This window comes from Saccharopolyspora sp. NPDC000359 (assembly GCF_040300525.1).
Taxonomy (GTDB): Bacteria; Actinomycetota; Actinomycetes; order Mycobacteriales; family Pseudonocardiaceae; genus Saccharopolyspora.
Genome location: NZ_JBEPDU010000003.1, coordinates 36,001 through 62,526 on the forward strand (window position 1 = coordinate 36,001; position 26,526 = coordinate 62,526).

Sequence of the window (26,526 nt, forward strand, 5' to 3'; positions counted from 1 at the left end):
ACCGGCGTGTCGGGTGCCCGACACGCCGGTGGTTACAGTTTCAATTGAAACTGTGGTTCACCTGGCGACCTTCCGGGCGGGGTCCAGCGAGTGCGTCCCCTTGGAATCAGGCGTGCGATTTCGATGGAGTTGCGCGCCTCGCGGTCTGCCGGGGCGCGCCCGGGCCGGTCGGGCGCACCGTGATGCAGGTCAAGTCGGGTGTTCTCCTAGTCTGGTGAGGTGCTCGCTGTTCAGGTGATCCTCTGCGCGATCTTGGTCCTCGTCGGAGCTGCGCTGCTGCTGCTCGGCTTCCGGGGACTGCGGGGACAGCTGCCCCGCAACCGCTACGTCGGTGTCCGCACCCCCGCCGCCATGAGCAGCGACGAGGCCTTCGAGCTCGCCAACCGCGCGGCCGGGCCCGCGATGCTGGCCGGGGGCGCGGCTGCCCTGCTGGCCGGGGTGTCGGTCCCGCTGCTGGCCTCGACGTTCTCCGTGGTGATGATCTCGGTGCTCGGCCTGGTCGGGGCGGTCGCGCTGATGACCGCGGGCGGCGTGGTCGGCAACCGCGCGGCCGAGGCGGTGCCCGCCCCGGCACCCGCAGGCGGTGGCTGCAGCGGCTGCGCCTGCGGCGGCTGCAGCGCCCTCCCGCGCGGATAACCAGACCACGGGACCGCGCGGGTGACCAGGCCACCGGACCGGGCTGCGGCGCCAGGCCGGTGCCGGAGTTGTCCACAGAAAGTTGCCCACAGCCTTGTGGACAACTGTGGATACCTGGGGACAACCTCGCGGCTCAGTTGACGCGGACGTCGCCGGGGTGGGTGGCCAGGAACGCCAGGGGCGGGCCCTGGCGGCGGAGCACCCGGCCCCACAGCTCGGCGCCGGGGTCGGCGATCACGTCGTCCGGCAGCGCCGGGACCACGATCCAATCGCCGCGCTCGATCTCGCCCGCCAGCTGCCCCGGCTCCCAGCCCGCGTAGCCCGCGAAGAAGCGCAGGCCGCGCGCCTTGGGCACCAGTTCGTCGGGATCGCCGTCGAGGTCGACCAGCCCGACCGGGCCGCGGACCCCGACCATGCCCGCGATCGCCGCGGTGTCCTCACCGGCGCGCAGGGCGGCCAAGCAGATCGCGGTGCGCTGCTCGACCGGTCCGCCGACGAACAGCGCCTGCGGCTCGCTCGCGTGCTGCGCCCACTTCGGCAGCACCTCGCCCACGGTGACCTCGCTCGGCCGGTTCAGCACGACGCCGAGGGTGCCCTCGGCGCGGTGGTGAATGACGTACACGACGGTGCGCCGGAAGTTCCGGTCCAGCAGTTGTGGGGCGGCGACGAGCAGCGTCCCCGGTTCCACGTCCGCGTCTGATCCCACCACCGCATGATCTCACTGGTCGCCCGGGCACGGACCCACCTGGACCGAACATTGACCCGCGACCAGCACGATCCACGCACAGATCACTGATCAATACTCAGACGTAACAGCGAGGAGTACTTGTCAATATTATTACCAACCGCCTGACCTGCGGTTTCAGGAACCAGGGACTTCGATTCCCTGCTCCCGAGCCCACGCATACAGCTCCTCGACGGCCTCCTCGCGGGACATCGGCCCGCGGTCCAGGCGCAGCTCCTTCAAGTGCTTCCAGGCCTGGCCGACCACCGGCCCGGGCTCGACGCCGAGCAGCCGCATGATCTCGTTGCCGTCCAGGTCGGGCCGGACCTTCGCCAGGTCCTCCTCGGCCGCGATCCGGGCGATGCGCTCCTCCAGGTCGTCATACGCCCGCTGCAGCGCCGCCGCCTTGCGCTTGTTGCGGGTCGTGCAGTCCGCGCGCACCAGCTTGTGCAGCCGGGGCAGCAGCGGCCCCGCATCGTTGACGTAGCGGCGCACCGCCGAGTCGGTCCACTGGCCGTCGCTGTAGCCGTGGAAGCGCAGGTGCAGGAACACCAGGTCGGCGACCTGGTTGATGACGTCCTTGGGGTAGCGCAACGCCCGCAGCCGCTTGCGGGCCATCTTCGCGCCGACCACCTCGTGGTGGTGGAAGCTGACCCCGCCACCGGACTCGAAGCGCCGGGTGCCCGGCTTGCCGATGTCGTGCAGCAGCGCGGCCAGCCGCAGCACCAGGTCCGGCTCGCCGTCCGGGTCGGCCGCGCGCTCCAGGTCGATCGCCTGGTCCAGCACCGTCAGCGAGTGCCGGTAGACGTCCTTGTGCTGGTGGTGCTCGTCGATCTCCAGCTTCATCGCCGGGACCTCGGGCAGCACGTGGTCGGCCAGCCCGGTGTCCACCAGCAGCTCGACGCCGCGCCGCGGGAACTCGCCGCACAGCAGCTTGGACAGCTCGACCTGCACCCGCTCCGGGGTGATCCGGGTGATCTCGGCGGCCATGTCGGTCATCGCCTGGACCACCCGGTCGCTGGCGGTGAACCCGAGCTGGGAGACGAACCGGGCGGCGCGCAGCATGCGCAGCGGGTCGTCGGCGAAGGAGTCCTCCGGGGCGGCCGGGGTGTCCAGCCGCCGCGCCGCGAGGTCGGCCATCCCGTCGTGCAGGTCGACGAACGACCGGCCCGGCAGCTCGATGGCCATCGCGTTCACGGTGAAGTCGCGGCGCACCAGGTCGCCCTCGATGGTGTCGCCGAAGGCCACCTCGGGGTTGCGGCCCACCCGGTCGTAACTGTCGGCGCGGAAGGTGGTGATCTCCACCGTCGTCCCGTGCCGGTAGGCGCCGAGGGTGCCGAACTCGATGCCGGTGTCCCAGATCGTCTCGGCCCAGCCGCGCAGCAGGTCGCGGACCTGCTCCGGCCGCGCCTCGGTGGTGAAGTCCAGGTCGGTGCCCAACCGGCCGAGCAGCGCGTCCCGCACGCTGCCGCCGACCAGGAACAGCCGGTGCCCGGCAGCGGCGAACCGCTCGGCCAGCTCCTCCGCGACGGGCGCGACCCGGACGAGCTCGACCACGGCGTTGCGCTGCGCTTGGCGTTCGCGCGCCTGCAGCTCGGCGGACGTGGCGGAGTCGTGGTGCGAAGGAGAGGACACGATTTACCAGGATATCGGCCCCGGCACCCGCCCCAGCACCCCTCCGCGACCTCGCCCCGACCGGCGTTTCAGCTGGTGGGCGGTCGTGAGTGGCGGTGGTCGCCCTTACCACCACCGCCACTCACGACCCATGACCAGCGGAAACCGCGCACCCAAGCGGGCGATCGCGTTGCGCCACCCGCACCGCGGCGCACTCCGACCATTTCCACCCGGAGCCCCTGATCGCACTACCATCGGCGGCATGCCCCCGTCGCCCGGCCGCTCCGGCGGTGCCCAGCCGGGGCGTCGGAACCGACGCCGGCGGCGCAGGCTGCGGACCGTCGACGAGACGTCCGCGGGTGGGCTGGTGGTGAACGGCCGCGAGGGGCGCGCTGCGATCATCGGGAGGCTGGACCGCAAGGGCCGACTGCTGTGGTCGCTGCCGAAGGGGCACATCGAGGCCGGTGAGACCCCGGAGCAGACCGCGGTGCGCGAGGTCGCCGAGGAGACCGGGATCATCGGTCGGGTCGTGACCGCGATCGGCACCATCGACTACTGGTTCGTCGCGGGCAACCGGCGCATACACAAGACCGTGCACCACTTCCTGCTGGATGCGGTGGGCGGTGAGCTTTCCGACGAGGACGTGGAGGTCACCGAGGTGGCGTGGGTGCCGCTTGGTGAACTGGACGAGGTGCTGGCCTACGCCGACGAGCGTCGGCTGGTGCGCCGCGCGCTCAGCCTGCGCGGCGACGGTGCGGACGGGAGGGCCGATCGGCTCGGGGCCCGTCCGGTGCGAGGTAGCGGGACGGAGCCGGGGTGAGGTTTCTGCTGGCCGCGGTGGTCGCGGTGCTGGTCATGGCGTTGCTCCCGGTAGCGCAGGCGCCGCGGGCTGCGGCGCAGGGCGACAACCCGGTCCAACTTGATGTGACCAATGTCACACCTTCCGTGGTCGCGGACGGTGGGCCCGGCGAGGTCGTCATCACCGGGCGGTTGACCAACACCAGCGACAACCAGATCGACGACATCGAGGCGCGCGTGCAGCGCGGCGACTCGACCACCACCGAACCGGCCGTGCAGCGCGCCATGCGCAGCGCGACGCCGACGGTCACCGAACCGGCCTTCAGCCCGGTCGCCGACGGCCTGGCCCCGGGGCAGCAGATCCCCGTCGAGCTGCGCATCCCGCTGACCGGCCCGAACTCGCTGCAGCTCACCCAGCCCGGCGTCTACCCGCTGCTGGTCAACGTCAACGGCGTGCAGGCCGTGGGCGGTCGGGCGCGGATCGCCGAGTCCCGCTTCCTGCTGCCGGTGCTCAGCACCCCGGGCAACCCGGTTCCGCCGCCCCCGCGGCCCACCGACGTCAGCATGCTGGTGCCGATCGTCGACTACCCGCGGCTGGAGCGGGAGGCGCTGCCCGGCATGCGCCCGGTGCTGGTCGACGACGCGCTGTCCACCTCGCTGGCCCCCGGCGGGCGGCTGTACGAGCTGCTGCAGGCGGTGACCGAGAGCGCGCCCTCGGGCTCCCCGCTGGGCAGCGCGCTGTGCTTCGCCATCGACCCGGACCTGCTGATCACCGTCCGCGCGATGCAGGGGCCGTACCAGGTGCGGCAGCCGAACAACACGCTGACCGAGGGGATCGGCACCGGCGCCGCGAACCTGTGGCTGAGCAAGCTGCGGGAGGCCACCTCGGGCCGCTGCGTGATCGCGCTGCCCTACGCCGACGCCGACGTGGCCGCGCTGGCCCGCGCCGGGCTGCCCGACCTGGTCAACATCGCGATGGACGGCGCCAAGCTGCTGGAGGACAAGAGCCTGCTGGGCGTCGAGCCGCGCAGCGTGCTGTGGCCGGTCGAGGGGGCGCTGGCCGATCCGGAGAGCGGCAACCTGCCCCGCACGGTGCTCATGGAGCCGCAGTCGTTGTCCACCCCGGCCGGTTCGCTGGACCCGGTGAAGGTCCGCGGCCAGGACATGACCGCGGTGCCCATCGACCCGCTGCTGACCAGCGCGCTCGACCCGGAGCGGGACACCCCGCACAAGACCACCGCCCTCTCGCCGCCGGTCGGGCAGCTGGAGTCGGCGCAGAACGCGCTCGGCGCGCTGACCTTCCGGGCCACCCGGGGCTCGGTCGGCGACGCCACCTCGGTCCTGGTCCCGCCGCGCCGCTGGAACCTGCGCGGGGACGACCTGCGCAGCCTGCTCGACGGCATGCAGCACCTCACCGACGCCGGACTGGTGCAACCCCGCGCGCTGCCCGAACCGGCCCCGGCGGGGTTGCCCGAGGCCGACCTGAACTACCCGGTGGAAGCCGGTGCCTCGGAGATCCCCCAGCCGGTGCTGAAGGACCTCGCCGCGGAGAACTTCAAGGTCGGCGACCTGTACCGGTCCTCCCGGCGGGACCCCTCCACCGACGTGGAGCCGAGCCGGATCACCACCCCGCTGGTCAACGGGCTGCTGCGCGGTGCGTCCAGCGCCTGGCGCGGGCAGCCCGGTGCCGCCGAGCACTGGGTCGACCTGGGGCGGGACACCATCCAGGCGATCCTGGCCAAGGTCGACATCGAGGAGTCCCAGACCCCGCTGGCGGGCGCCTCCCCGGACAGCCCGACCCCGCTGGTCGTGGTCAACGAACTGCCGATCACGGTCGCCGTGGTGTTCCGCATCCCCCCGGTGCCGGGCGTGCAGGTGCAGGACGACTTCGGCGACGTGGCCACCATCCCGGCGAACGGGCGACGGGGGTTCTGGCTGCAGACCACCGCGCAGCGGGCCGGCACGTTCACCCTCGACGTCCAGATGACCACCGAGGCCGGCACCCAGCTCGGCAGCACCAAGCGGCTGTCCTACAAGTCCGGCAACTACGGGCCGTTCATCCTGGTCATCACGCTGAGCGCTGCCGCGCTGCTGGTGCTGATGTCCGCGCGGCGCATCCTCAAGCGGCTGCGGGCCAGGCAGCGGCGCCAGGCGGCGGAGCAGTCCGGCGAGCCCCCTGCGGAGGAGGCCCCGGAGACCGCGCAGATCGCCACCACCGAAGGTGATCGAAACCCGAGCTGAGATCCTGGGCGGAGTGCCGTTCCGTCACACTTCCGGGGTGGCACGCCGCGGAGTCGACAGGACCGGGCGGGCCGTTCCCGCGCGGGCGAAGGATTGAGGCAGTGAACCGAGACAGGGATGCCGGGCAGGCGGGCGGTCGCGCGCCGCAACCGGGGACGCACCCCACCATGCCGATCCGGCGACCGGACACCGCCCCGACGCGCCCCGCCCCGCCGAGGACGGCACCGGGCGGTTGGCACGTCGCGGAGACCCAGCCGATCCCGGCGCTGCCGCCGGAGCCCGGGATGAGCCAGGCCGCGGAGCAGGCCACCGAGCAGACCCAGGTGATCCGCCCGGTCTCGCCGGGCGGCGGCAAGCCGTCCCTGCTCAAGGCCAGCGGTTCGATGGCCATCGCGACCCTGACCAGCCGTATCACCGGCTTCCTGTGGAAGCTGATGCTGGCCGGGGTGATCGGCTTCGGGGTCGTCAACGACTCGTTCAACGTGGCCAACACGCTGCCGAACATGCTCTTCGAGCTGCTCATCGGTGGCGTGCTGACCAGCGTCGTGGTGCCGGTGCTGGTGCGCGCCAAGAAGGCCGACGCCGACGGCGGCGAGCGGTTCGTGCAGCAGCTGATGACGCTGGCCGCCGTGGTGCTGGCCGCGGGCACCCTGCTGGCCATGATCGCCGCCCCGCTGCTGACCGTGGCGCTGGTCTCCGACTCGGACGAGTCGAACCGCGAGCTGGTCACCGCCTTCGCGTACCTGCTGCTGCCGCAGATCTTCTTCTACGGCATCAGCGCGCTGGTCGGCGCGGTCCTGCAGGCCAAGCAGATCTTCAGCCCGCCGGCCTGGGCGCCGGTGGTGAACAACCTCGTGGTCATCGCCACCATCGGCGCGCTCGCGTTGATGCCCGGTGAGTTCTCGGTCAACCCGGTCTCGATGACCAACCCGCAGCTGCTCGTGCTGGGCCTCGGCGTCACCCTCGGCGTGGTCTGCCAGGCGGTCGTGCAGGTGCCCGCGCTGCGCAAGACCGGGTTCCGGATGCGCTGGCGCTGGGGTTGGGACCGGCGGCTCTCGGAGTTCGGCGGGCTCGCGCTGTGGATGCTCGGCTACGTCGCGGTCAGCCAGCTCGGCCTGATCGCGCTCAGCCGGGTGGCCACCGAGCACGCCCAGGGCGCGTGGTCGACCTACAGCTACGCGTGGATGCTGCTGCAGCTGCCGTACGGGGTCATCGGCTTCTCGATCATGACCGCGATCCTGCCGCGGATGAGCGCGGCCGCCGCCGACGGCGACCACCAGCGCGTCATCGACGACCTCTCGCTGGGTAACCGACTGTCCACTGTGACCCTGCTGCCGGTCAGCGCGGTGATGACCGCGCTCGGCGTGCCGCTGTCGCTGGCGCTGTTCGCGTTGAAGTCCGACATGTCCGGTCAGGCCACCACGCTGGGCCAGGCGCTGGCGGTCTCGGCCTTCGGCGTCCTGCCGTACGCGCTGACGATGATGCAGATGCGCACGTTCAACGCGCTGAACGACGCGCGCACCCCGACGCTGATCATGGTCGTGATGACCGCGGCCAAGGTGCTGATGGCCTTCGCGCTGCCCGCGGTGCTGGAGCCGGAGCAGATCGTGTACGGGCTCACCTTCGTGAACTCGTTCACCTTCATCATCGGTTGGCTGGTCGGCGAGGTCTGGCTGCGGCACCGGCTCGGTCCGCTGGGCAGCCGCCGTTTCCTCGGCACGCTGGCGAAGACGCTGGTGGCTTCCGCCGCGGGTGGACTGCTGTGCTGGGGGAGCGTGCTCGGGGTCGACGCGCTGATCCCCGGACCGGCGGGCGCCGGAACCGGTTGGCTGCAGCTGCTCGCGGGCCTCGTGGTCGGCTTCGGAGCGATCTTCGGACTGATGTCGGTGCTGCGGGTGGCCGAACTGCAGCCCGCCATCGGGCGGCTCACCGGTTTGCTGCGTCGTCGCTGACTTTCGCGTCACGTACCCTCGATGTCGAAGTCTCCTCCCGTGCGGGGAAGAGGGGTGGTACGCATCCCCTTGCGGACCGGGAGGAGCGGGAGAGGGAAGGTGACCAGCAAACCCACCGAGCAGATCGCTGCGGACCGCGACGATTCCGGCGACGAGGGTTCGGCCGAGCAGGCGCTGACCCCGGGCCGGGTGTTGGACCACGGCCGGTACCGGCTCCTTTCCCAGGTCGGCGCGGACAACCGCTGCAACGCGCAGCTCTGGCGCGCGAAGGACGGCGTGCTGGGGCGGGACGTCGCGCTGACCATCCTGGTCGGCGACCGCTCGGACGCCGAGGCGGCGTCCAATGCGCGGCGCACCCTGGAACGCGCGATGCACGCGAGCACGTTCAACCACATCGGCGTGGCCCGCGTCCTCGACGTCGTCACGCAGTCCTCGAACGACCCGGACGGCGTCCTCGGCATCGTGATCGCCGAGTGGACGCACGGCACGGACCTGCTCGACCTGGTCGCCGAGGGGCCGCTGCCGCCCGGCACCGCGGCGCGGCTGCTGCAGCCGCTGGCCGCCGCGGTCGAGGCGGCGCACCACGCCGGTCTGGTGCTCGGCGCCGACCACCCGCAGCGGATCCGGGTGACGCCGGACGGCGAGATCCGGATGGCCTTCCCCGGCCCGATGTCCCAGGCCACCTCCAGCGACGACGTGCGCGGCCTGGGCGCCGCGCTGTACCTGCTGCTCACCGGCCGGTGGGCGCTCGGTGACGCGCCGGAGGGCGTGCCCGTGGCCCCGACCGGCCCGGACGGCAACCTGGTCGCGCCGCGCACGTTGCGCCCGACCGTCCCGCTGGAGCTGTCCACCGTGGCGGTGCGGGCCCTGGGCAACCCGGACTCCACCGGCACCACCGGCGGTGTGCGGACCGGTGCGGCGGTGCTGCGCGTCCTGGAGCAGCACGCCACCTTCGAAGCGCCCAGCACCACGGGGCAGAGCGCGCCGAGCGAGAGCAACGAGGTCTGGCGGCGAGAGGACCCCAAGCCCGACGAGACCAAGCGCAAGAAGCTGGTGATCAGCGTCGGCGTGCTGGCGGTGGCCACCCTGCTGGTGGTGGCCTGGATCGCGACCTCGCTGCTCAGCGTGTTCACCGACTCCGGGGGCAACAGCCCCACCGGCGAGCAGATCAGCGCCTCGGGCAACCACCCGGGCGGCGAGGAGCCACCCCCGCCGCCGGCGAGCCCGGTGCAGATCACCGCCGGGACCTCGTTCAACACCAGCGGCGACGCGGACGCGCCGCACCGCATCCCGAACCTGTTCGACGGCGACGTGAGCACCTACTGGTCGACCTTCAAGTACAAGCAGCAGTTCGGTCCCGGCGGCATCAGCAACGGCTCAGGGGCAGTGCTGACGCTGGCCCACCCGGCGGTGCTGCGAGAGGTCCTGATCAATTCGCCGAGCGCCGGGGCCAAGGTGGAGGTCCGCCAGGTCAACGGCGCCCCCAGCCTCGAGGGCAGCAAGCTGCTCGGGTCGGCGGTGCTGACCGGTGGGGAAACCGCGATCCCGCTGCAGGCCGACTCGCCGAGCGAGAAGATCCTGGTCGTCATCACCCAGCTCACGCCCAAGGACGGTGGCTTCGAGTCGCAGCTCAACGAGGTCAAGGTCACCGGCAGCGCGGCCTGATCCGGGAGGGCGTCCACGGGTTGTGACCTGAGGCGCTTCTCACGGTCAGTAGAGTGCTGACCCGTGTCTGTCCCCGCAAGATCGGACGCCGAACTCATCGCGGCGCACACCAGCGGAGATCCGCACGCGTTCTCCGAGCTCTTCCGCCGACATCGGGATCGGCTGTGGGCTGTTGCGCTGCGCACCATGCGCGACCACGAAGACGCTGCCGACGCGCTTCAGGACGCGATGATCTCGGCCTTCCGAAACGCCTCGTCGTTCCGCGCCGAATCCCAGGTGACCACCTGGCTGCACCGGATCGTGGTGAACGCCTGCCTGGACCGGATCCGGCGCAGGCAAGCCCGCCCGACCGTGCCACTGCCAGAAACCGGCCCGGCCGAGCCCGCGGTGCCCCGCGACGCCATCGCCGAGCAGGACACCCGGATGGCCGTCCAGGACGCGCTGGCCGCGCTCCCGGAGGACCAGCGGTCCGCGATCGTGCTCGTCGACGTGGAGGGCTACTCGGTGGCCGAGACCGCCTCGATCCTGGGCATTGCCGACGGGACCGTGAAGAGCAGGTGCGCACGGGGGCGCGCCAAGCTCGCCAAACTTCTGGGACACCTGCGGAACCCAAGTGCAGATGCGAACGTCCCAGATGACGCGATGGCCATGCGTCGACGGGAGGGACGATGAGTGGCGAACACCGGCGCACGGGGGCGCCGCAGGGGCCACCGTGGTCCCTGGACCTGCTAGCCGATCTCCACGCCGGTGTGCTGGACGAGCAGACCGCTGAGGAGCTCCGCAGCCAGGTCCAGGACGACCCGGAGGCCAGGGAGATCTTGGCGGCGTTGGACGCCACCAGCGCGGAGCTCGCCGACCTGCCGCCGCTGACGATCCCGGACGACGTTTCGGCCCGCATCGACGCCGCGCTGGAGGCTGAGGTCCAGGCCTGGACCGAGCAGCAGCAGGCGGCGGCACCGGCAGCACCGCCCGCCGAGCAGGGCGGTCAGGTGATCGACTTCGCGGCGGCCAAGCAGCGCCGCCGGCGGCGCTTCACGCTCGGCGCCGGGCTCGTCGGCGTCGCCGCCGCAGCAGCCGCCGTCGTGTTCTCGGTGCTGCCCACCAACACCGAGAAGGGCGTGCCGCAGGCCCAACCGCCGTCCCCGGCACCCAGCGGGAAACCACCGCTGGCCCTGCAGGGCGGCGAGATCAAACTCAGCGGGGCGCAGTTCGCCGAGGCGATGACGAGCCACGACTACCTCGGCGCGCTGAGCGACCCGCAGCAGCTCCTCGGCTGCTTGCAGGCCAACGGCGTCAGCAGCGGCAAACCGCTCGGTGCCCGGCAGATCACCCTGGACGGCGAGCCCGCGCAGCTGATGGTCCTGCCCACCGGCCAGGCGGGCCAGTTCCGGCTCTTAGCGGTCGCCCCGGACTGCGGTCCGAACAACCCGGCCAAGATCTCTGACAGCACCTTCGGCGGCTGAGCGGCGGGGACCGCGGTTCCGGTGCGGACCGCGGTCCCACCCGCGCGCGGTTCCCGCTCCCCGGGACGTCCACCCCGCCCCGCTGTGCCCTGGAACACCGGCTCTCCAAGATCGGGAACAGAGCCGAATAGGATCGCGTTGAGCCGGATACGGTCGCGCGCCGAGCGCGGCGGGGACGCTACGACGGAAGGGGCGCGGTGACTGGCGACGTCCGCAACGTGATCATCGTGGGCTCGGGCCCGGCCGGGTACACCGCAGCGGTGTACGCCGCGCGGGCGGAGCTCGAACCACTGGTCTTCGAGGGGACCCAGTTCGGTGGTGCGCTGATGACCACCACCGACGTGGAGAACTACCCCGGCTTCAAGGACGGGATCATGGGTCCCGACCTGATGGAGCAGATGCGTTCCCAGGCCGAGCGCTTCGGTGCGGAGCTGCGCGCGGAGGACGTCGAGCGCCTCGACCTCGACGGCGACGTGAAGACGGTCCTGGCCAACGGCGTGGAGTACCGCGCCAAGGCCGTCATCCTGGCCATGGGCGCGGCCGCCCGCTACCTGGGCGTCCCCGGCGAGGAGCGGCTGCTCGGCCACGGCGTGTCGGCCTGCGCGACCTGCGACGGCTTCTTCTTCCGCGACCAGGACATCGCAGTGGTCGGCGGCGGTGACTCGGCGATGGAGGAGGCGACCTTCCTGACCCGCTTCGCGCGGTCGGTGACGATCATCCACCGCCGCGACGAGTTCCGCGCCTCCAAGATCATGTTGGAGCGCGCCCGCGCCAACGACAAGATCAAGTGGTTGACCAACAAGGCCGTCACCGAGGTCGTCGGCGAGGGCAGCGTCAGCGGGCTCAAGCTGCGCGACACGGTCACCGGCGAGACCTCCGAGCTGGACGTGACCGGCATGTTCGTGGCGATCGGCCACGACCCGCGCAGCCAGCTGGTGCGCGACCAGGTCACCGTCGACGACGAGGGCTACGTGCAGGTCCAGCAGCCCACCACGCACACCGGCGTGCCCGGCGTGTTCGCCGCGGGCGACCTGGTGGACCACACCTACCGGCAGGCCATCACCGCCGCCGGATCGGGCTGCGCCGCGGCCATCGACGCCGAGCGCTGGCTCGCCGAACACGACACGCCGGCCGCTGAGGTCGCCACCGAGCTCGTCGGCGGCGGCTACGGCGCGGCGAACTGACTGACAACCACGAGGGAGATGACATGGCCGGCAACACCGTGACCGTCGACAAGGACAGCTTCAAGAGCACGGTCCTGGACAGCGACAAGCCCGTCCTGGTGGACTTCTGGGCCACCTGGTGCGGCCCGTGCAAGATGGTCGCCCCGGTCCTCGAGGAGATCGCCGACGAGCACGGCGACAAGATCACCATCGCCAAGCTGGACATCGACCAGAACCCCAGCATCTCGCGCGACTACCAGGTGATGTCCGTCCCGACCCTGCTGCTGTTCAAGGACGGCGAGCCGGTCAAGCAGATCGTCGGCGCCAAGCCGAAGGCCGCGCTGCTGAGCGACCTCGCCGACTACCTGTGAGTTCGTTCGCCGCTCGGGGTCTGTGAAATCGGACTCCATCCGACGCAACCGAATAACGCGGTCCCGCCGTCCAGTCGATATGACAGTGACGGCGGGACCGTGTTTTTGCGCACCGGTCGAGATCGCGCACGCACGCACCGTTGTCGCACGTCCGCCTGCTGGTCCTGGGCCGCAGCGCCGAGTCGGGGCGCACAAGGCACAATTACCCGATGGGTTCGTCCTCCACGGCCCGTCACACGAACGGGACACCGGGACGTACCCGACCATCCTCCGCGCCGGTCCACCCGGCGCCTGAATCGAGCGAGGAGTGCATGCAGCTGCTCCACCGCGGTGACGTCGGTCCGGCCGTTGCCGAGATCAGGAACACCCTTGCGGCGCTGGGTCTGCTGGCCGCCAACGGCCGAACCGATCCGGCGCTGTTCGACCACGCGGTGGAACAGGCGGTCCGGGTCTTCCAGCAACAACGCGGGTTGATCACCGACGGCGTGGTGGGCCCGGCGACCTACCGGGCGCTGACCGAGGCCCGGTGGCGGCTCGGCGACCGCTCGCTGGCGTTCCTGGTGTCCAAGCCGATCAGCGGTGACGACGTGTTCGCGCTGCAGGAGCGGCTGCTGGAGTTGGGCTTCGACGCGGGTCGCCCGGACGGCATCTTCGGCCGCGAGACCGAGCAGGCCCTGCGCAGCTTCCAGCGCGAGTACGGCCTGAACCCGGACGGCATCTGCGGGCCGAGCACGTTGCGCGCGCTGCGGCAGCTCGCGCCGAAGGTCCGGGGTGGGCGGCCGGTGTACCTGCGCGAGCAGGAGAAGGTGCGCCGCGCCGGGCCGCGGCTGCGCGGCAAGCGCATCGTGATCGACCCGGGCCACGGCGGCGCGGACCGCGGGGCCTGCATCGGCGACGTCTGCGAGGCCGACCTGACCTGGGACCTGGCCCGCCGGCTGGAGGGCCGGATGGTGGCCACCGGCATGGAGGCGCTGATCACCCGCGGGCCCAACGCCTGCCCGCCGGACGCCGACCGCGCCGGGTTCGCCAACGAGGCGGGCGCGGACATGTTCCTGTCGCTGCACATCGACGCCAACCACTCGCCGCTGGCCGAGGGTGTGGCGAGCTTCCACTTCGGCACCGGCAACGGCACCACGTCGACGGTGGGGGAGGCGCTGGCGGGCTTCCTGCAGCGCGAGATCGTCGCGCGGACCGGGCTGAAGGACTGCCACACCCAGGCCAAGACCTGGGAGGTGCTGCGCCTGACCCGGATGCCCGCGGTGCGCATGGAGCTGGGCTACCTGACCAACGCCCGCGACCGCGCCCGCCTGCTGGACCCGGCGTTCCGGGACGTCATCGCGGAGGGCCTGCTGGTCGCGGTGAAGCGGCTCTACCTGCTGGGCAAGGACGACCAGCCGACCGGCACCTTCACCTTCGACGACCTCCTGCGCCACGAGCTCGCCCGCGCCGAGGGCGCCTGACCTGCGGTTCCACCCGAGCCCAGGGGAGCGGGGCCGCTGATCCCCAGCGCACAGGTCGACCTGTCGACTTGGTGATATGTCGACTCAGGCGCCGCCGATGACCGGTTCGGCGGTCTTGATCGTCACCGAGCTCAGCAGGCGTTCCAGGGCCGCCTCGACGTCTTCCTTCCAGGAGATCGCGGTGCGCAGCTCCAGGCGCATCCGCGGCCACTTGGGGTGCTGGCGGACCGTCTTGAACCCGACCTGCTGCAGGAACCCGGCCGGGATCACGCAGCTCTCCGCGGTGCCCTGCAGGTCGCCGAAGGCCTCCACGGCCTTGACCCCGCGGCGCGTCAGGTCCTTCGCCACGTTCTGCACCAGCACCCGGCCGAGGCCGCCGTGCTCGAACTCCGGCAGCACCCGCAGCGCGGTCAGCAGCACCGCGTCCGCGCTGACCGGAGCGGTGGGGAAGGCCGAGGCGCGCGGCACCGCGGCGGGCGGGGCGTACATCGCATAACCGGCCGGGACGCCGTCCACGTAGATGATGCGGCCGCAGGATCCCCACTCCAGCAGCACGCTGGAGACCCAGGCCTCCTTCTCCAGTTCGGTCTCGCCGAACTCCTCGGCCTGCTCCCGGATGTGCGGCGCGAGTTCCCAGAACACGCACCGGCGACACCGCTTGGGCAGGTGGTCGAGGTTGTCCAGCGTGACGCCGATGACGCGTCGCGACACCTGACCTCCTGGAATAACCCGCACGGACCCGCACCGCAAGGCGGGGATGTGGCCAGGATAAGCGCCCGCGACCCGGCACCGGAAGCTCCGCCGAGCACCGTCAGCGACCCGATGGGGTGAGATGGGTTACCGACGGGTCGGTATGCGGGAGGCGCTCGTTACATCTGGACCGGTCGCCGACGATAGGACTTGTAGAATCGCCGGAATCGTTCGCGGCCCAGCCGGGGACGAGCAGTGCGCACAACCGAAACCGGAGCGCGATATGACGGATCACGGAAGTCAGCCGAACCCGCCGGAGAAGCCCGCACGCAACCTGGACGCGTACCGGGAGCACTACGCCGAGCGGACCGCAGGGATGACCGCTTCCGAGATCCGAGCTCTCTTCGCCGTCGCCAGCCGCCCCGAGGTGGTCTCGCTGGCGGGCGGCATGCCGAACCTGGCGGCGCTCCCGCTGGACTCGCTGGCCGCCGAGGTGGCGCGCCTGGTGGCCGAGGACGGCCAGGTGGCGCTGCAGTACGGCTCCGCCCACGGCCTGCCCGAGCTGCGCGAGCAGATCTGCGACGTGATGGCGCTGGAGGGCATCTCCGCGCACCCCGACGACGTGATGGTCACCGCGGGCTCCCAGATGGCCCTGGACATGGTCACCCGAATCTTCTGCGACCCGGGTGACGTCATCCTCGCCGAGGGCCCGTCCTACGTCGGCGCGCTCGGCTCCTTCGCCGCGTACCAGGCCGAGGTGGTCCACGTGGCGATGGACGACGACGGCCTCGACCCGACCGCGCTGCGCCAGGCCATCGAGGACGTCACCGCGCAGGGCAAGCGGATCAAGTTCCTCTACACCATCCCGAACTTCCACAACCCGGGCGGCATCACGCTGGCCCTGCCGCGGCGCGCGGAGGTCCTGGAGATCTGCGCCGAGCACGGCATCCTCGTGGTGGAGGACAACCCGTACGGCCTGCTCGGCTTCGACGGCGCGGCGCTGCCCGCGCTGCGCAGCATGGACGCCGACAACGTGGTCTACCTCGGTTCGTTCTCCAAGACCTTCGCCTCCGGCCTGCGGGTCGGCTGGGTCCTCGCGCCGCACGCGGTTCGCGAGAAGCTGGTGCTGACCGCCGAGTCGGCCACCCTGTGCCCGCCCACGCTGAACCAGATGATCGTGTCGCGCTACCTGAGCACGCACGACTGGCAGGGGCAGATCAAGGTCTTCCAGGAGCAGTACCGCGAGCGCCGCGACGCGATGCTCAGCGCACTGGAGCAGTACATGCCGCCGGGGTGCACGTGGACGCGGCCGGACGGCGGGTTCTTTGTCTGGCTGACCGTGCCGGAGGGCGTGGACACCAAGGCGATGCTGCCGCGCGCGGTGACCCAGCGGGTCGCCTACGTCTCCGGAACCGGCTTCTACCGCGACGGGTTCGGCAGCCGCCAGATGCGGCTGTCCTACTGCTACCCGACGCCGGAGCGGATCCGCGAGGGCGTGCGCCGACTGGCCAACACGCTGACCGAGGAGATGGAGCTGGTCCGCACCTTCGGCACCGTGCCGCAGCGCAGCGTGCCGGGACCGCAGGCCCCGTCGCCCGACACGGCGTAGAGTTCTTCCGGTTTCCGAAAGGGTCCACTGTGCACGGCGGTGCACAGTGGACCGCTACTTTTCAGGGGTGTTGTCAAGTGTCTGATCGCTGGGTCGCCGTGCTCGCGGGTGGTCTCTCGCACGAGCGCGAGGTGTCGCTGCGCTCCGGGCGCCGGCTGTCTGCGGCGCTGCGCTCGGTCGGCACGACCGTGGCGGAGTGGGATGCCGATGCCCGGCTGCTGTCCCGCATCGAGCAGGAGCGGCCCGACGCGGTCGTGGTCGCGCTGCACGGCGGGGAGGGCGAGAACGGCGCGGTGCAAGCCGTGCTGGAGATGCTCGGCATCCCCTACGTCGGCACCGGCCCACACGCGTGCCGACGGGCGTGGGACAAGCCGACCGCGAAGGCGGAGCTCGCCCGCGCCGGGCTGAGCACCCCGGACTGGGTGGCGCTACCGCACGCGACTTTCCGCGAGCTGGGCGCGCAGGCCGTCCTGGACGCGCTGGTGGCCAAGCTCGGGATGCCGCTGATGCTCAAGCCGGACCAGGGCGGTTCGGCACTGGGCGCGCACGTGGTGCGCGAAGCCGCCGAGCTGCCGTCGGCGATGGTGGGCGCCCTGTCGTACGGCGACACGGTGCTCGTGGAGCGGTTCGTCGAGGGGACCGAGGTGGCGATCACCGTCATCGACGGGCCGGACGGGCCGGAGGCGCTGCCCGCGGTGCAGATCGAACCGGCCGACGGCGTCTACGACTACACCGCCCGCTACACCGCCGGGCTCACCAGCTACCGCACTCCCGCCGAGATCCCGGCGGAGGCGGCTGCCTCAGCGGGGGAGCTCGCGATCGCAGCGCACCGGCTGCTCGGCCTCCGCGACGTCTCGCGGACCGACGCGATCATCGACCGAAACGGGACTCCGCACTTCTTGGAGGTCAACGTGTCGCCCGGGCTGACCGAGACCTCGCTGCTGCCGATGGCGGTGGAGGCCGCGGACCGGTCGCTGGGGGAGGTCTTCGCCGGACTCGTCGAGCGGGCGATCTCGCGAGCGCACTGACCGATGTTTCACGTGAAACGAGGGCCGGTCCCCGCGGGGGGACCGGCCCTCTTCGTCGACGCGCCTTCCACCTCAGCCCGGGCGGAAGGCGCGGAAATCAGCTACCGAGCGTCATCGTCACCGTGACGAAAACCCATGGTGTCATTCCTCGTGGAGTCCACGAGCCTGTTCACCCAAGATCAACTCGGCAACCCGCTCCAGGTCGTCCACCGAACCGAACTCCACGACGATCCGCCCCTTCCGACGCCCGCGCTCGACCTTGACCCGGGTGTCGAAGTGGTCGGACAGCCGGTCGGCGAGCCGGTCGAAGCCAGGGGCTTGGATCGGCTTCTTCGCCTCCGACTTCTTCTTCGGCGCCTCCCGCTTCGCGAGCGTCACCTGCTCCTCGGTCGCGCGAACGGACAGCCCCTCCGCGACGATCCGCTTCGCCAGGTCCTCCTGCTGCCCGACGTCGTCCAGGCTCAGCAGCGCGCGGGCGTGCCCGGCCGACAGCACCCCGACGGCCACCCGCCGCTGGACCTCCAGCGGCAGCTTCAGCAGGCGGATGGTGTTGGTGATGACCGGGCGGCTGCGGCCGATCCGGTCCGCCAGCTCGTCGTGCGTCACGCCGAACTCGTCCAGCAGCTGCTGGTAGGCCGCCGCCTCCTCCAGCGGGTTGAGCTGCACCCGGTGGATGTTCTCCAGCAGGGCGTCCCGCAGCATGGCGTCGTCCTGCGTCTTGCGGACGATCGCCGGGATGAACTCCAGCCCGGCCAGCTGGGAGGCGCGCCACCGGCGCTCGCCCATGATGAGCTCGAACCGGTCGCGATCCAGCTCCCGCACCACGATCGGCTGCATCAGGCCGAACTCGCGGATGGAGTGCTGCAGCTCGTGCAGCGCCTCCTCGTCGAACACCTGCCGCGGCTGCTTCGGGTTCGGCGTGATGGCGGAGATGGCGATCTCGCGGTAGACCGCACCGGCCACCTCACCACCGCTGGTTTCACGTGAAACCTCGGGAGTGGGGGGCTCCGGGCGCTCGAAGGCCGGTCCGCCGCGCACCGGGGTACCGCGCAGCGCGGCCCCGTCCGCGCCCGCCGGGGGGCCGCTGGGAATCAGGGCGGCGATGCCGCGCCCCAGACCACCTCTGCGCTCGCTCATGCCGTTGTCCTCTCGACACCCCGTTCGGCGATCTCCCGCGCCGCGTCGAGGTAGCTCATCGAGCCGCGCGAGCCCGGGTCGTAGGTCAGCACCGTCTGGCCGAAGCCCGGCGCCTCGGAGATCTTCACGCTGCGCGGGATCACGGTCCGCAGCGCGAGGTCCCCGAAGTGGCCGCGCACCTCGGCGGTGACCTGGTCGGCCAGCTTGGTGCGCCCGTCGTACATGGTCAGCAGGATGGTCGAGACCCACAGCGAGGGGTTCAGGTGCGACTGCACCAGCTCGATGTTGCGCAGCAGCTGGCCGAGCCCCTCCAGCGCGTAGTACTCGCACTGGATAGGGATCAGCACCTCGTGCGCGGCCACCAACGCGTTCACCGTGAGCAGGCCGAGCGACGGTGGGCAGTCGATGAAGACGTAGTCGGGCGCGAACTCGTTGACCGCCTCGGAGTTCAGCGCCTCCTTCAGCCGACCTTCCCGGGCCACCATGGTGACCAGTTCGATCTCCGAGCCCGCCAGGTCGATGGTCGCCGGCACGCACCACAGATTCTTCGACTGGGTGCTCTGCGCCGCCGCGTCGGCCACGCTGATCTCACCGAGCAGCACCTCGTAGACCGACGGGGTGCCGGAGCGGTGCTCGACACCGAGCGCGGTGCTGGCGTTGCCCTGCGGGTCGAGGTCGATCACGAGCACCTTGAGCCCGTGCAGCGCGAGACCGGCGGCCAGGTTCACCGTGCTCGTCGTCTTGCCGACGCCGCCCTTCTGGTTGGCGACGGTGATGATGCGCCGGTGGGCGGGGCGGGGGAGTTCCAGCGTCTCCGGGTGCAGCACCCGCGTCGCCCGCTGGGCCTCCTCCATGATCGGAGTCCAGCCGATGTCGTCCTTCCCGAAGCTCATCGCGGGATCACCGCTCGTCGGCCCGGAGGGGAACCGCATGCCACCGACCGCACGGCCCCTCGTTTCACGTGAAACACGACCCGCTCCGTTTGACTCCGGATTCACCGTCCACGATCCTTTCTCGTTCGACGTGCACCGTCACGACGCCGACCGGACGCACCTCGGGTCGCCGCGACCCGTTCCACCACGACGACGGTCGTCGGCACCTCGAGCGCACCGACGCCGCATGACACCACTTCGCCGCGACCGCCACCGGCCGCGGCGATCGCGGCCGCATCCCGCTCCAGCTCCTCCGCCGCGCTCTCGCCCTTCATGGCGAGCAGGCGGCCGCCCTGGCGCAGCAGGGGGAGGCACCACTTCGCGAGCCGTTCCATCGGTGCCACGGCGCGCGCGGTCACGACGTCCTGATCGGCCAGCCGTTCGCGCACCGGGCCCTCCTCGGCACGTCCCCGCACCACCTCGACGGTGAGCTCCAACTCGGTGATGACTTCCTGCAACCACGCCACCCGTCGAGCCATCGGCTCCAACAGGGTCAGGGTGAGATCCGGGCGGGCGATCGCCAGCGGGATCCCCGGCAACCCTGCCCCAGAGCCTACGTCCAACACCCGGCAATTCGGTGGCAGCAACTCCGCAATCACAGCAGAGTTCAGCAGATGTCTTTCCCAGAGCCGGTCCAATTCGCGCGGACCGATGAGTCCGCGGCGGATCCCGTGCTCCTGGAGCATCTCGTGGAACCGCTCGGCCAAGTCCAGTCGGTCACCGAACACGACCCGCGCCGCCGCAGGCTCGGTCACAGCATTCACCCCGATGTTTCACGTGGAACCAAGGAATCTCCGACCAAGCCTGCCGGATAGCACTCCGCAATCACCATCAACCCCTCCCGGCGCGTTCGAGGGCGCTTCGCCACCGGCTCGGGCGATCTCGCCACGCGCCCCGCAGCGGTAGGCAGGGGAGAGGGCTTCACCGCCAAACGAAAACCCCCATCCCGTCACCCCGAGGAGTTGTGTCACGGTGACGTTAATCCGCGGCCTTCGTTTCACGTGAAACACGACCGGAGAACGACAATGCCCCCGTCCGTGCCGGACGGGGGCATTGGGTTCGTGAGCGGGGGAGCGCGTCAGCTCTTGAAGACGACCACCTTGCGGTTGGGCTCCTCGCCCTCGCTCTCGCTGTGGACGCCGTCGATCGCCGCCACCGCGTCGTGGATGATCTTCCGCTCGAACGGGGTCATCGGGCGGAGGCGGGCCTCCTTGCCAGTCGACAGGACCTCCTCGGCGGTGGTGCGGCCGAGCTCGCTGAGCTCCTGGCGGCGGCCGGCGCGCCATCCCGCCACGTCCAGCATGAGGCGGCTGCGCACGCCGGTCTCCTGCTGCACCGCGAGGCGGGTCAGCTCCTGCAGCGCCTCCAGCACCTGGCCGCGGCCACCGACGAGCTTCTCCAGGTCATCTCCGCCGTCGATGCTCACCACCGCCCGGCCGGCCTCCACGTCGAGGTCGATGTCCCCGTCGTAGTCCAGCAGGTCGAGCAGCCGCTCCAGGTAGTCACCCGCGATGTCACCCTCCTGCACCAGCAGGGACTCGGTGTTGGAGGGGGTTTCGGCAGCTTCGGTCTCGGTTGCCGCCGGGCTCGACTCCTGCACGGTTTCGGACACTGGGTGTCTCCTCTCCAGGGTTCGCGCCGCACTCACCGGGACTCGCCCGGCTTGTCCGTGTCGCGAGAACGGTCTTCGATCACCCCGGGGATCTCACCGGGTTGGTCCTTGGCCGCGTCCGCGGCGCTGTCGGGCTCCTGGGCCGGGGTGGTGTCCACGGCAGTGGACTCGACGACCGCGGGCGCGCTGGCCTGCGCTGCCTCCTCGCGGTCGATCCGGCTGTACACCACCCGCTGCTGGGCCAGCGTCCAGAAGTTGTTGGCCAGCCAGTAGATCAGGATCGCCAGCGGCAGGAACGGACCGCCGATGAGCGCGAACGTCGGGAAGATCCACAGCGTCATCCGGTTCATCACGGCGGCCTGCGGCTGGGCCGCCGCGTCCGCCGTCTGGCGCTGCACGGAGTGGCGCGCGGTGAAGTGCGTGGCGATCGCGGCGGCGATCATCAGCGGCACGCCCACCAGCATCATCTCGAAGCGGTCGGTGCCGAAGGCCGCGAGCACGTCGGGGGCCTGGCTGATGCTGTTGGACAGCTTCGCGCCGAAGAAGTCCGCAGCGACGAAGGACGCCACGTCGTCGGCGTCGAAGATGTAGTTCGACGGCGCCCCCGGCTTGAACCCGTTGAGCACGTGGAACAGGCCGAAGAACACCGGCACCTGCACCAGCACCGGCAGGCAGCCGCTGAGCGGGTTGAAGCCCTGCTCGGCCTGCAGCTTCTGCATCTCCACCGCGAGCTTCTGCCGGTCGTCGCCGTACTTGGCCTGCAGCTCGCGGATCTGCGGGGCGAACTCCTGCATCTTCTTCATCGACCGCACCTGGTGCACGAACGGCTTGAACAGCAGCGCACGCAGTGTGAAGACGAGGAAGATGACCGCCAGCGCCCAGGCGTACCCGCTGGCCGGGTCGAGCACGAAGCCGAACACCTTGTGCCAGAACCACAGGATGGCTGACACCGGGTAGTAGATGAAGTCCAGCACGCGGGCTACTCCTCGGCAGGTTTCTCGGGTGCTCGGGCAGGGGGTCGCGCCGCGGCGCGCTCAGGCGGCACCGGGTCGATCCCCCCAGGGTGCCAGGGACCGCAGCGCAGCAGTCTGCGCAGGGTGAGCCAACCGCCGCGGAACAGGCCGTGCGTGGTCAGCGCCTCGACCGCGTAGGTGCTGCAGCTCGGGTAGAACCGGCACATCGGCGGCAGCAGCGGGGAGATCACCTTGCGGTAGGCGTGCACCGGACCGAGCAGCACCCAGGCGAACGGGCTCGGGCGCCGAGCGGGCGCGCGGAGCCGTTCTTCGTGCTGCTGGTCCTGAGCCATCACCTGGAACCTGTCGCCGGACCACCGGGGGACAGGACGCGGAGCTTCCGGAAGGCCGCGTCCAGGTCCGCGCCGAGTTCGCGGCTGGACGCATCGGCCGCCGCTGGTAGGGCTCGGACCACCACCAGTGTGCCAGCGGGCAGCGCCGCCAGGCGGTCACGCATCAGATGGCGCAGGCGGCGGGTGACCCGGTGCCGGACCACCGCGGTGCCCACGGCCTTGCTCACGACAAAACCCACCCGGGTCGAACTGGTCGATTTCCGGGTGGGTGCCGTATTCGCCTCGGCTTCCGGTGGGGCCTCGCCGCGGTACCGCCCGGGCTCCGGCGCCTGGTCCGGGAGCAACACGTGCACGACCAAGCGGGAACGCCCGGACCGGCGACCACGACGGACCACCAGGCGGAACTCCTGGCTCCTGGTCAGCCGGGCTGCCGCGGGAAGCACGGCCGGACGCGATCAGGCAGTCAGGCGCGCGCGGCCCTGGCGACGGCGCGAGGCCACGATGGCCCGGCCGGCGCGAGTGCGCATGCGCAGCCGGAAGCCGTGCTTCCTGGCACGACGGCGGTTGTTCGGCTGGAAAGTGCGCTTGCCCTTGCTCACGGTCGGATCTCCCGGTTACTACAGGCACCGATGGCCACGGTGAACCACGGTTCGGTCAAGGTGTCCCTGTTCCTTCCCGAGCCGCGGTCGCCAACCCGTGCGATGATCGGCGGAACCGAGCGGCGCACGACGCCGGGATCTCGGCGCAGCGACATGCCCGCTCAGGAAAGCGGGGGACTGTACGAGGGTACGCAGTGGCCTCGACGGACGCACTACCGGGGTCGGGATAAGGCCGGACGACCGCCCGGGCGCGGCGACCAGGCTGCCACATCCCGATCTTGCCGACACCGCCGGGACTTGCTTGTGACCGCCGCGCGACCTTGTTAGCGTGCCCCTCTGCGATGCGCGGCTGGTGGCTGGGAGCACCGGTCGCCGGGGCGCTCTGACCTCGATCGCAGCGGTACGACGGCCCCAGGGGGCGCCACCGCGGCGGCCTGCCGTACCTTCATACACAAGTTGTGGACAACTCTGTGGAGATCTTCGGCGAACAGTTGATCCCCGGAGTTCGGCCCCACCGTCCCGTGACATCGCCGCACCCGAGCACTGTGGGAGCCCGGTCCTCGGGACCGCGATCGGGGGCTGCGCGAGCGAGGGGAGGGGAGCAAGGCGGTGTCCGACCACCAGGCCGATCTCGTTCGCGTTTGGGGCGAGGTGGTGCAGGAGCTGTCCTCCGGCACGCTCTCACCGCAGCAACGCGCCTGGATGCGCGTGACCCGTCCGATCGGACTGCTGGACGGCACTGCGCTGCTCGCCGCGCCGAGCGACTTCGCCAAGGAAGCCATCGAGCGCGCGCTGCGCGACCCCATCACCGACGCCCTGTCCCGCCGCCTCGGCCGGGACGTGTCGCTGGCGGTGAAGGTGGACACCGCGGTCCCCGCGCCGACCAGGCCGGTCGCCGCACCCGCCCCCACCGAGCAGTGGTCCGGCCGGGTGCCCCCGGGCGAGCAGCCCGCCACGCCCTACTTCGCCACCACCGGTCTCGGGCGCGCGCCGGAGAACTTCGGGGAGGGCTTCCGGTCGCCGGAGAACTTCGGCAACACCGCGCACACCGGCTCGATCCCCAGCGGGGAGGGGCGGCACGCCGCACCCGAATCGAAGCCGGAGATCGACTTCCCGACCGCGGAGTTCAAGTGGCCCGGCGGGGAGGCCCCGCAGCCGCTGGAGACCGGCGGCGACGCCGAGGAACCCGAGCCGGAGGCCGAGGAGGCCGAGCCCGAGGAGTCCAGCGGGGAGAACTGGCCGACCTTCGGCCGCGGCGGGCCGCCGATGGCCGAGCCCCAGCCGGGCCAGCCGTTCACCGCGCCGAAGAACCCCTCGCCGACCTCGCAGACCAGGCTGAACGCGAAGTACACCTTCGACACCTTCGTCATCGGCTCGTCGAACCGGTTCGCGCACGCCGCCGCGGTGGCCGCCGCCGAGGCGCCCGCCCGCGCGTACAACCCGCTGTTCATCTGGGGCGAGTCCGGTCTCGGCAAGACGCACCTGCTGCACGCGGTGGGGCACTACACGCAGCGCCTGTTCCCCGGGATGCGGGTGCGCTACGTCTCCACCGAGGAGTTCACCAACGACTTCATCAACTCGCTGCGCGACGACCGCCAGGTCGCGTTCCAGCGCCGGTACCGCGACGTCGACGTGCTGCTGGTGGACGACATCCAGTTCCTGGAGGGCAAGGAAGGCACCCAGGAGGAGTTCTTCCACACCTTCAACACGCTGCACAACTCGAACAAGCAGATCGTGGTGTCCTCGGACCGGCCGCCGAAGGGCCTGCGCACCCTGGAGGACCGGCTGCGCACCCGCTTCGAGTGGGGGTTGATCACCGACATCCAGCCGCCGGAGCTGGAGACCCGGATCGCGATCCTGCGGAAGAAGGCCGCTCAGGACCGGATGAACGCGCCCGCCGACGTGCTGGAGTTCATCGCCTCCCGCATCGAGCGCAACATCCGCGAGCTGGAGGGCGCGCTGATCCGGGTCACCGCGTTCGCCTCGTTGAACCGGCAGCCGGTGGACCTGCAGCTCGCCGAGATCGTGCTGCGCGACCTGATCCCGGACTCGCAGACCCCCGAGATCACCCCGCCGACGATCATGGCGGTCACCGCGGACTACTTCGGCGTGACCATCGACGACCTCTGCGGCCCGGGCAAGACCAAGGCGCTGGCCCAGGCGCGGCAGATCGCGATGTACCTGTGCCGGGAGCTGACCGACTCGTCGCTGCCCAAGATCGGCCAGTACTTCGGCGGCCGCGACCACACCACGGTGATGTACGCGGACAAGAAGATCCGCAAGGAGATGGCCGAGCGGCGCCGCGTCTACGAGCACGTCCAGGAGCTCACGGCCAGGATCAAGCAGCAGTCCCGGTAGGTCCGGACTGATCGCGTGGTGGGCTCCGCGTGCTTATCCCCCTCGAACCACCCAACACCTGAGGTGCGCCGCTGGCCCTAGCTGAGCGCTCACGGTGGCGCACCCCAGACCTGCTCGCCCGGCCCGCCGGTGCGAGCAGTTCGTTCACCTCTCCTCACCTGCTGCGCCCCTGGCGGCGCGCGTGAGTGATTCCTGACCGCTGCGGCCCCGTCCGGCAACCCGACGCGCAGTGGTCGACCACGTCCGGACCAGCGGTCGGCCGCTGCCGGGCGCTCTCCGGCCGCCTGGTGCGATGACTCCTGGGCTCCGCGCGGAACCTTTCTGCCCGACCACCCCCGCGTGACGCACCTGCTCCAGCAGAAAGGTTCCGCGCGGGTGCGGCGGACCCCAGGTACCCGCCGGGGCGGCTGCGGTCGCGAGGTGGGACCCGCCCCGTGGTCGCGCACATCTTTCTGCTGGGCCCCACCGACCGGGCACACCCCCTCCAACAGAAAAAACCTGCCGCCGAACGGCGGCTTCGGAGGCCTCGGTGCCAACCCGGCGCGGGGGTTCGGGCGTCACAACAGGCGTGGACGACCACTTTCCGGGGTTGGTCGAGCGCTCTGCGCGCACAGGGGAGGCGTCGCGGGCTCGAACTTTTCTGGGAGGCGGGGTGGCCTTCGCCTCACCCGGGCGGCAAAAAAGTCCGCCGGAGGGCGAGCTGTCCACAATTTCGCCATCCCCAGGGTTGACCTGGAGTTTTCCCCAGACCATCCACAAGCTGTGCACAGGTGGTGGCGGTCTGCCCACAACCCGGACGGCGGTTGACCACAGGTCTCCCACAGGTTTGCCCACAACCTGACCGGTGGAACTGCCGAAAACCACAGGGGCTGGGTACAACCGGGGGGTCCAACTGTGGATGGAGCTGTGGACAACTGGGGACAGCTGTGGATGGATTCGGGGAGGGTCGAAGTTGTCCACCACCCGGTTGTCGTAGTCCCCGGTTACATCCCGTGCTCATCCACACCTGACCACGCCACCCGACCAGCCCAAACGGCACTTGTCCCCACAACTCACAGGCCTTACTACTACTGCGGTCATTTCTTCTCTTGAAAGAAAAAAGAGAACAGGAGTAAGGGCCGGTGGATAAGTGGACAACTCCGCTCGGCGGCCCGGAGCGGACCGGAGA

Annotated in this window: 24 protein-coding genes; 13 read left to right on the top strand and 11 right to left on the bottom strand. The window is 70.9% G+C overall.

Annotation, left to right across the window (positions count from 1 at the left end; translation table 11 throughout):
* The first annotated feature begins 219 nt into the window (after positions 1-219).
* Positions 220-636: an SdpI family protein gene (locus ABT324_RS03260; RefSeq protein WP_351170815.1), complete on the top strand. Its 417-nt coding sequence runs from the start codon at positions 220-222 to the stop codon at positions 634-636.
* A gap of 133 nt (positions 637-769) precedes the next feature.
* Here ABT324_RS03260 and ABT324_RS03265 read toward each other — a convergent pair whose 3' ends face one another.
* Both ABT324_RS03265 and ABT324_RS03270 read right to left on the bottom strand, forming a co-directional pair.
* Entirely contained in the window at positions 770-1,342 is a 573-nt protein-coding gene (locus ABT324_RS03265) for a YqgE/AlgH family protein (protein ID WP_351170818.1), read from the bottom strand.
* A gap of 156 nt (positions 1,343-1,498) precedes the next feature.
* Positions 1,499-2,995: a CCA tRNA nucleotidyltransferase gene (locus ABT324_RS03270; protein ID WP_351170821.1), complete on the bottom strand. Its 1,497-nt coding sequence runs from the start codon at positions 2,993-2,995 to the stop codon at positions 1,499-1,501.
* Positions 2,996-3,236: 241 nt separating this feature from the next.
* Between ABT324_RS03270 and ABT324_RS03275 the strand changes: the two genes are divergently transcribed.
* From ABT324_RS03275 to ABT324_RS03315, 9 genes are all read left to right on the top strand, one after another.
* Positions 3,237-3,794, top strand: a complete 558-nt coding sequence (locus ABT324_RS03275; protein ID WP_351170824.1) for an NUDIX hydrolase — start codon at positions 3,237-3,239, stop codon at positions 3,792-3,794.
* Positions 3,791-6,013 carry a DUF6049 family protein gene (locus tag ABT324_RS03280; RefSeq protein WP_351170827.1) on the top strand — a complete coding sequence of 741 codons (2,223 nt, stop codon included), beginning with the start codon at positions 3,791-3,793 and terminating at the stop codon, positions 6,011-6,013. The genes ABT324_RS03275 and ABT324_RS03280 overlap by 4 nt, the downstream gene beginning before the upstream one ends.
* Positions 6,014-6,114: 101 nt before the next feature.
* Positions 6,115-7,965: a murein biosynthesis integral membrane protein MurJ gene (gene murJ, locus ABT324_RS03285; RefSeq protein WP_351170830.1), complete on the top strand. Its 1,851-nt coding sequence runs from the start codon at positions 6,115-6,117 to the stop codon at positions 7,963-7,965.
* Positions 7,966-8,064: 99 nt separating this feature from the next.
* Positions 8,065-9,630, top strand: coding sequence for a protein kinase family protein (locus tag ABT324_RS03290; protein WP_351170833.1), 1,566 nt, complete (start codon positions 8,065-8,067; stop codon positions 9,628-9,630).
* Between the two features lie 63 nt (positions 9,631-9,693).
* Complete coding sequence (sigM, locus tag ABT324_RS03295) at positions 9,694-10,302, top strand: RNA polymerase sigma factor SigM (RefSeq protein ID WP_351170836.1); 609 nt, start codon at positions 9,694-9,696, stop codon at positions 10,300-10,302.
* The gene (locus ABT324_RS03300; protein WP_351170839.1) at positions 10,299-11,093 is read left to right on the top strand and encodes an RsmA family anti-sigma factor; all 795 of its coding nucleotides are present in this window, start codon (positions 10,299-10,301) and stop codon (positions 11,091-11,093) included. Before sigM ends, ABT324_RS03300 begins: the two co-directional genes overlap by 4 nt.
* Before the next feature lie 197 nt (positions 11,094-11,290).
* Positions 11,291-12,277: a thioredoxin-disulfide reductase gene (gene trxB / locus ABT324_RS03305; protein WP_351170842.1), complete on the top strand. Its 987-nt coding sequence runs from the start codon at positions 11,291-11,293 to the stop codon at positions 12,275-12,277.
* A gap of 23 nt (positions 12,278-12,300) precedes the next feature.
* Positions 12,301-12,627, top strand: a complete 327-nt coding sequence (gene trxA / locus ABT324_RS03310) for a thioredoxin (RefSeq protein WP_351170845.1) — start codon at positions 12,301-12,303, stop codon at positions 12,625-12,627.
* A gap of 311 nt (positions 12,628-12,938) precedes the next feature.
* Positions 12,939-14,087, top strand: coding sequence for an N-acetylmuramoyl-L-alanine amidase (locus tag ABT324_RS03315; protein ID WP_351170848.1), 1,149 nt, complete (start codon positions 12,939-12,941; stop codon positions 14,085-14,087).
* 84 nt (positions 14,088-14,171) lie between these two features.
* Here ABT324_RS03315 and ABT324_RS03320 read toward each other — a convergent pair whose 3' ends face one another.
* Entirely contained in the window at positions 14,172-14,798 is a 627-nt protein-coding gene (locus ABT324_RS03320; RefSeq protein WP_351170850.1) for a GNAT family N-acetyltransferase, read from the bottom strand.
* 262 nt (positions 14,799-15,060) lie between these two features.
* On the opposite strand from ABT324_RS03320, the gene ABT324_RS03325 reads away from it, so the two are divergent.
* Together ABT324_RS03325 and ABT324_RS03330 are read left to right on the top strand one after the other, a co-directional pair.
* Entirely contained in the window at positions 15,061-16,386 is a 1,326-nt protein-coding gene (locus ABT324_RS03325) for an aminotransferase-like domain-containing protein (protein WP_351170853.1), read from the top strand.
* 77 nt (positions 16,387-16,463) lie between these two features.
* Positions 16,464-17,414, top strand: a complete 951-nt coding sequence (locus tag ABT324_RS03330) for a D-alanine--D-alanine ligase family protein (protein WP_351170857.1) — start codon at positions 16,464-16,466, stop codon at positions 17,412-17,414.
* 141 nt (positions 17,415-17,555) lie between these two features.
* On the opposite strand, the gene ABT324_RS03335 is transcribed toward ABT324_RS03330, so the two are convergent.
* The 8 genes from ABT324_RS03335 to rpmH all read right to left on the bottom strand — a co-directional run bounded on the left by ABT324_RS03335 (position 17,556) and on the right by rpmH (position 23,000).
* Complete coding sequence (locus ABT324_RS03335; protein WP_351170859.1) at positions 17,556-18,551, bottom strand: ParB/RepB/Spo0J family partition protein; 996 nt, start codon at positions 18,549-18,551, stop codon at positions 17,556-17,558.
* Positions 18,548-19,444: a ParA family protein gene (locus ABT324_RS03340; RefSeq protein WP_351170862.1), complete on the bottom strand. Its 897-nt coding sequence runs from the start codon at positions 19,442-19,444 to the stop codon at positions 18,548-18,550. Before ABT324_RS03340 ends, ABT324_RS03335 begins: the two co-directional genes overlap by 4 nt.
* A 101-nt stretch (positions 19,445-19,545) precedes the next feature.
* Positions 19,546-20,238, bottom strand: a complete 693-nt coding sequence (gene rsmG / locus ABT324_RS03345; protein ID WP_351170865.1) for a 16S rRNA (guanine(527)-N(7))-methyltransferase RsmG — start codon at positions 20,236-20,238, stop codon at positions 19,546-19,548.
* Positions 20,239-20,561: 323 nt separating this feature from the next.
* A complete protein-coding gene (locus ABT324_RS03350; RefSeq protein ID WP_351170868.1) occupies positions 20,562-21,095 on the bottom strand; it encodes a Jag family protein in 534 nt (177 codons plus the stop codon).
* A gap of 32 nt (positions 21,096-21,127) precedes the next feature.
* On the bottom strand, positions 21,128-22,069 hold the full coding sequence (yidC, locus tag ABT324_RS03355; protein ID WP_351170871.1) for a membrane protein insertase YidC: 942 nt from the start codon (positions 22,067-22,069) through the stop codon (positions 21,128-21,130).
* Positions 22,070-22,074: 5 nt separating this feature from the next.
* Positions 22,075-22,401 carry a membrane protein insertion efficiency factor YidD gene (yidD, locus tag ABT324_RS03360; RefSeq protein WP_351170874.1) on the bottom strand — a complete coding sequence of 109 codons (327 nt, stop codon included), beginning with the start codon at positions 22,399-22,401 and terminating at the stop codon, positions 22,075-22,077.
* Entirely contained in the window at positions 22,401-22,844 is a 444-nt protein-coding gene (gene rnpA / locus ABT324_RS03365; RefSeq protein ID WP_351170877.1) for a ribonuclease P protein component, read from the bottom strand. Before rnpA ends, yidD begins: the two co-directional genes overlap by 1 nt.
* Positions 22,845-22,856: 12 nt before the next feature.
* Positions 22,857-23,000: a 50S ribosomal protein L34 gene (gene rpmH / locus ABT324_RS03370; protein WP_093150693.1), complete on the bottom strand. Its 144-nt coding sequence runs from the start codon at positions 22,998-23,000 to the stop codon at positions 22,857-22,859.
* 609 nt (positions 23,001-23,609) lie between these two features.
* Here rpmH and dnaA point away from each other — a divergent pair.
* Positions 23,610-25,358: a chromosomal replication initiator protein DnaA gene (gene dnaA, locus ABT324_RS03375; protein WP_351170880.1), complete on the top strand. Its 1,749-nt coding sequence runs from the start codon at positions 23,610-23,612 to the stop codon at positions 25,356-25,358.
* Positions 25,359-26,526: the final 1,168 nt, after the last annotated feature.

Coding starts and splice junctions, on each gene's coding strand:
- ABT324_RS03325 (WP_351170853.1), top strand. CDS start 15,061: ATGACGGATCACGGAAGTCAGCCGAACCCGCCGGAGAAGCCCGCACGC.
- ABT324_RS03335 (WP_351170859.1), bottom strand. CDS start 18,551: ATGAGCGAGCGCAGAGGTGGTCTGGGGCGCGGCATCGCCGCCCTGATT.
- trxA (WP_351170845.1), top strand. CDS start 12,301: ATGGCCGGCAACACCGTGACCGTCGACAAGGACAGCTTCAAGAGCACG.
- ABT324_RS03275 (WP_351170824.1), top strand. CDS start 3,237: ATGCCCCCGTCGCCCGGCCGCTCCGGCGGTGCCCAGCCGGGGCGTCGG.
- ABT324_RS03300 (WP_351170839.1), top strand. CDS start 10,299: ATGAGTGGCGAACACCGGCGCACGGGGGCGCCGCAGGGGCCACCGTGG.
- yidD (WP_351170874.1), bottom strand. CDS start 22,401: ATGGCTCAGGACCAGCAGCACGAAGAACGGCTCCGCGCGCCCGCTCGG.
- ABT324_RS03315 (WP_351170848.1), top strand. CDS start 12,939: ATGCAGCTGCTCCACCGCGGTGACGTCGGTCCGGCCGTTGCCGAGATC.
- ABT324_RS03340 (WP_351170862.1), bottom strand. CDS start 19,444: ATGAGCTTCGGGAAGGACGACATCGGCTGGACTCCGATCATGGAGGAG.